At 72.3% G+C, this 5283-nt stretch carries 1 protein-coding gene; it reads left to right on the forward strand.

The genetic code is table 11. The features are described 5' to 3' along the window. Positions 1 to 5283: SDR family NAD(P)-dependent oxidoreductase (locus ACFVT1_RS40830; protein ID WP_389805833.1), on the forward strand; the 5283-nt coding region annotated here is incomplete at both ends.

Consider the following 5283-nt stretch of genomic DNA (forward strand, 5'->3'; position numbering starts at 1 on the left):
CGTCGACGAGCGGGAAGGCGCGGTGCCCGTTGCGGGCACGCTGCGGCGCGGCGAAGGATCCCTGCACCGCATGGTCACCGCGGTCGCCCAGGCCTGTGTCCATGGCGTGGCCGTGGACTGGTCGACCGTGTTCCCGGACTCCGGCGCGCGGCGCGTCCAGCTCCCGACCTATGCCTTCCAGCATCAGCACTTCTGGCCGGAGAGCGCCGGCGGGGCGACCGACGTCGGCGCCGCCGGGCTCACGGCGGCGGAGCATCCGTTGCTGGGGGCGATGCTGTCGTTGCCGCAGAACGACGAGGTGGTCTTCACCAGCAGGCTGTCGGTGCGGACGCATCCGTGGCTGGCGGACCACGCCGTGCGCGATTCGGTGATCTTCCCCGGCACCGGGTACGTGGAGCTGGCGATCCGCGCGGGAGACAGCGTCGGCTGCGACCGGCTCGACGAGCTCGTCCTCGAGGCGCCGCTCGTGCTCCCCGCTTCAGGCGGCGCGCAGGTGCAGGTGGTGGCCGGGCCGGACGAGGCTGAACGGTGCAGCGTCGCGGTGTATGCGCGGGTGGACGGCGAGGAGACCTGGACTCGCCACGCGACCGGCATCGTGAGCGCGTCCGCCGCCGACGACCGGGCCGACGACGCGTTCGAACCTCTTACCCAGGCCTGGCCCGCTGCGGATGCGGCACCGCTGGAGACCGAGCAGTTCTACCAGCAGCTGGCCGAAGGCGGTTTCCTCCGCTACGGCCCGGTGTTCCAGGGGCTGCGCAAGGCCTGGCGGAGCGGGGACCGGATCCTCGCCGAGGTCGAGCTGCCGGAGTCCGTCCGCGCTTCGGCGGAGTCGTTCGGCATCCATCCGGCGCTGCTGGACGCGGCACTGCACACCACGGTCTTCGCCGGTCTCGACGCGGCCGAGCAGGGCGGGCTGCCGTTCAGCTTCACCGACGTGCGGCTGCGCGCCTCGGGTGCGTCGCGGCTGCGGGTCGTGCTCACCCGGACCGGCCCGGACCAGGTCGCCATCGCGGTCGCGGACAGCGCCGGCGCTCCCGTGCTGTCGATTGGGTCGCTGGCCGTGCGGGCGCTCGCGTCGGACAGCTTGACGGCCGGCTCCGGCGATGGGGCCGTGTTGCTGACGGAGTGGCTCGAGACCGGGCCCGGCGCAGCCGACCCGATGGGTGACTGGGTCACGGTCGCCCCCCGTGGCGCGGACCACCTTGACCTGAGCGCGGTCGGTACCGCGCTCGACGAGGGCAGGCCGGTGCCGGGAGCGGTCGTGCTGGCCGTGGCCGGCGGGGCGGACTCGGTGGTCCGGTCCACGCACGAGCTCACCGGCTGGGTGCTGCGGCAGCTGCAGTACTGGCTTGGTGAGGCGAGGTTCGCGTCGATCCCGCTGGTGGTGTCGACCCGGGGTGCGGTGGCCGTGCGCTCGGGCGAGCCGGTGACCGATCTGGCCGCGGCCGCGGTGTGGGGTCTCGTGCGGTCGGCGCAGTCGGAGAACCCGGACCGGATCGTGCTGCTCGACACCGACACCGACACCGACAAGGACACCGGCATCGGGATCGAGGCCGGTGTGCTGGGCGCGATCCTGGCGTCCGGCGAGCCGCAGTGGGCGGTGCGCGGCGGGCGGTTCCACACCGCACGGCTCGTCCGGGCCCGGCCGGTCGACGAACTGGCCGCACCGGGAGACGTGCCCTGGCGGTTGGACTCCACGGACAAGGGCATGCTCGAGAACTTGGTGCTCGTGCCGGCTCCCGAACTGGCCGATCCGCTTGCACACGGGCAGGTTCGCGTCCAGGTCCACGCGGCGGGCCTCAACTTCCGCGATGTGCTCAACGCGCTCGACATGGTCAGCGACGTGCGCGCGGCGGGCCCGCTGGGCAGCGAGGTCGCGGGTGTCGTCACGGAGGTCGGCCCCGGCGTGTCCGATCTGCGGCCTGGCGACCGGGTCATGGGCCTGGCGTTCGGCGCGTTCGGTCCGGTGGCGGTGACCGACCACCGGCTGCTGGCGAGGATCCCCGAGGGCTGGTCGTTCGCCACCGCGGCGTCGGTTCCTGTCGTGTTCCTGACCGCCTACTACGGGCTGCTGGATCTCGCCGGGCTGGAGCCCGGTGAGTCGGTGGTGATCCATGCCGGTGCCGGCGGTGTCGGGCTCGCGGCGATTCAGCTGGCACGCCACCGGGGCGCGGAGGTCTACGCCACGGCGAGTGAGGGCAAGTGGGGTGTCCTGCGGGAGTGGGGAGTCCCGGCCGAGCGGCTGGCGTCGTCCCGGGATCTCGACTTCCGTGAGCGTTTCCGGGCCCCCACCGCGGATCGGGGTGTGGACGTGGTCCTGAACTCGCTCGCGGGGGAGTTCGTGGACGCGTCGGTGGATCTGCTGGCTCCGGGCGGGCGGTTCCTGGAGATGGGCAAGATCGACATCCGGTCGCCGGAGGACTTCCGTGACCGGTCGTTGAGCTACCGGGCCTTCGACCTGATGGAGGCCGGCGCCGATCGGATCCAGGAGATGCTGCGGGAGCTGACGGCGCTGTTCGAAACCGGCGGGATCCGGCCGCTGCCGGTGGCGGCGTGGGATGTGCGCCGGGCACCGGAGGCGTTCCGGTTCATGAGCCAGGCCAGGCACGTCGGCAAGCTGGTGCTGACGGTCCCGCAGCCTTTGACGCCCGACGGTACCGTGCTGATCACCGGTGCCGGTGGTCTCGGTGGCGTGGTGGCGCGGCATCTGGTGGCCGAGCACAGGGTGCGGAACCTGGTGCTGGTCAGTCGGCGCGGCTCCGACGCGCCGGGCGCCGCGGAGCTGACCGCCGAGCTGGCGGGACAAGGGGCCCGGGTGGCGTTCGCGGCCTGCGATCTGACCGACCGGCGGGCGCTGGCCGCGGTGTTGGGCGCCGTCGGACCGGAGCATCCGCTGACCGCCGTCGTGCATACGGCGGGGATCCTGGAGGACGGGGTCATCGGCTCGCAGTCGCAGGAGCAGCTCGATCGGGTGCTGGCGCCGAAGGTCGACGCGGTCTGGAACCTGCACGAGCTGACCCGCGAGTACGACCTGTCCCGGTTCGTGGTGTTCTCGTCCCTGGCCGGACAGGTGGGGAACAGCGGGCAAAGTAACTACGCGGCGGGCAATGTGTTCCTCGACAGCCTGATGGCGCGCCGCCGTGCCGAGGGGCTGCCCGGGCAGTCGATGGCCTGGGGCGCCTGGACGAACGACGTCGGCCTGGTCGGGACCCTGTCCGACACGGATCTGCGCCGCATCGCCCGGTCGGCGATGCCGCCGCTGGGTGTGGAGCAGGGCATGAACCTGTTCGATCGGGCGTGGGACTCGGGCGCCGCGGTGCTGGGGCTGGCCCGGCTCAACGTCCGGGCGCTGCGCGCACAGCGGGATGTCGCGCCGCTGTGGCGGTCGCTGACCGGCAACGCGGCGCGGCGGTCCGCCGACAACACGCAGGGCGGCCGCGACGGCTTGGCGCGGCAGCTCACCGGGATGTCCACCGCGGACGGGCTGACGATCCTCGTCGAGCTGGTGCGCGATGCCGCGGCAGCGGTGCTCGGCCACGCGTCGAGCGCGCAGATCGACGCCGCGCAGCCGTTCGCCGAGCTGGGCTTCGACTCGCTGACCGCGGTCGAGCTGCGCAACCTGCTGCAGGCCAGGACCGGAGCGATCCTGCCCGCGAGCCTGGTGTTCGACTACCCGACCGTCACCCACATTGCGAAGCATCTGGCGGGCGCGTTCGACGACACCCGGCCGGCGGGCACGGCTCCGCTGCCGTCACCGGTCTCCGTCACCGACGACCCGATCGTCTTCGTCGGGATGGCGTGCCGCTTCCCCGGCGGCGTGGCGGATCCGGACGATCTCTGGCAGCTGGTCGCCGACGGAGCCGAGGGCATCACGCCGTTCCCCGCCGACCGCGGCTGGGACCTCGACGCGGCGCTCGGCGCCTCGGCGACGGGCGAAGGCGGCTTCCTGGCCGGCGTCGGCGAATTCGACGCGGCGTTCTTCCAGATCTCCCCGCGTGAGGCGCTGGCCACCGACCCCCAGCAGCGGCTGTTGCTCGAGACCTCCTGGGAGGCGCTGGAACGTGCCGCGATCGACCCGAACTCGCTGGCGGGCAGCCAGACCGGGGTGTTCGTCGGCGCGTATCACATGGGGTACAGCGAGCTGGTCGCCCGCGGCGGTGAACAGCTGCAGGGCCACCAGATCACCGGCGCCGCGACCAGCGTCATCTCGGGCCGGGTGGCCTATACGCTCGGGCTCGAAGGCCCTGCGGTGAGTGTGGATACGGCGTGTTCGTCGTCGTTGGTGGCGATGCATCTGGCGGCGCAGGCGCTGCGGTCGGGCGAGTGCTCGCTCGCCCTCGCCGGCGGCGTGTCCGTGATGGCGTCGGCTGACGCGTTCGCCTTGTTCACGATGCAGGGTGGTCTGGCTGCGGACGGCCGGTGCCGGTCGTTCTCGGATGATGCCGATGGGACTGGGTGGTCCGAGGGTGTCGGTGTGGTGGTGCTGGAGCGGTTGTCGGATGCTCGTCGGCACGGTCATGAGGTGCTGGCGGTGCTGCGGTCGAGTGCGGTGAATCAGGACGGTGCGTCGAACGGTTTGACGGCGCCGAATGGTCCGTCGCAGCAGCGCGTGATCCGCCAGGCGTTGGCTGCGGCCGGTCTGTCCGCTGCGGACGTCGATGTGGTCGAGGCGCACGGCACCGGGACGAGGCTCGGTGATCCGATCGAGGCGCAGGCGGTGCTGGCGACCTACGGTCAGGACCGGCCCGAGGGCCGGCCGTTGTGGCTCGGGTCGTTGAAGTCGAACATCGGGCACGCCCAGGCGGCGGCAGGCGTGGCGAGCGTGATCAAGATGGTGATGGCGTTGCGGCACGGCGTGCTGCCGAAGACGCTGCACGTGGCGGAGCCGTCGACGCAGGTCGACTGGTCCCAGGGCGAGGTGCGGCTGCTGACCGAGTCCGTCCCGTGGCCGGACACGGATCACCCGCGCCGGGCCGGGGTGTCCGCGTTCGGTGTCAGCGGCACCAACGCGCACATCATCCTCGAAACGCCCGCCGACGCCGACTCCGGACAGGGCGCCCCGCCCGCGGAGCCGTCCGGTGTCGGCGACTTCGCCGTGGACGCTGTGGTGCCGTTGGTGCTCTCGGGCAAGTCGGGTGAGGCGGTGCGGGCTCAGGCGGCTCGGTTGGTGGAGCACTGGGAGCGGTACTCGTCGGTGAGTGCGGTGGATGTGGGCTGGTCGTTGGTGAGTTCGCGGGCGGTGTTTGGTCACCGGTTGGTGGTGGCGGGAGGGGGTCGGGAGGA

Source organism: Streptomyces sp. NPDC057963 (genome assembly GCF_042887155.1).
Taxonomy (GTDB): Bacteria; Actinomycetota; Actinomycetes; order Streptomycetales; family Streptomycetaceae; genus Streptomyces.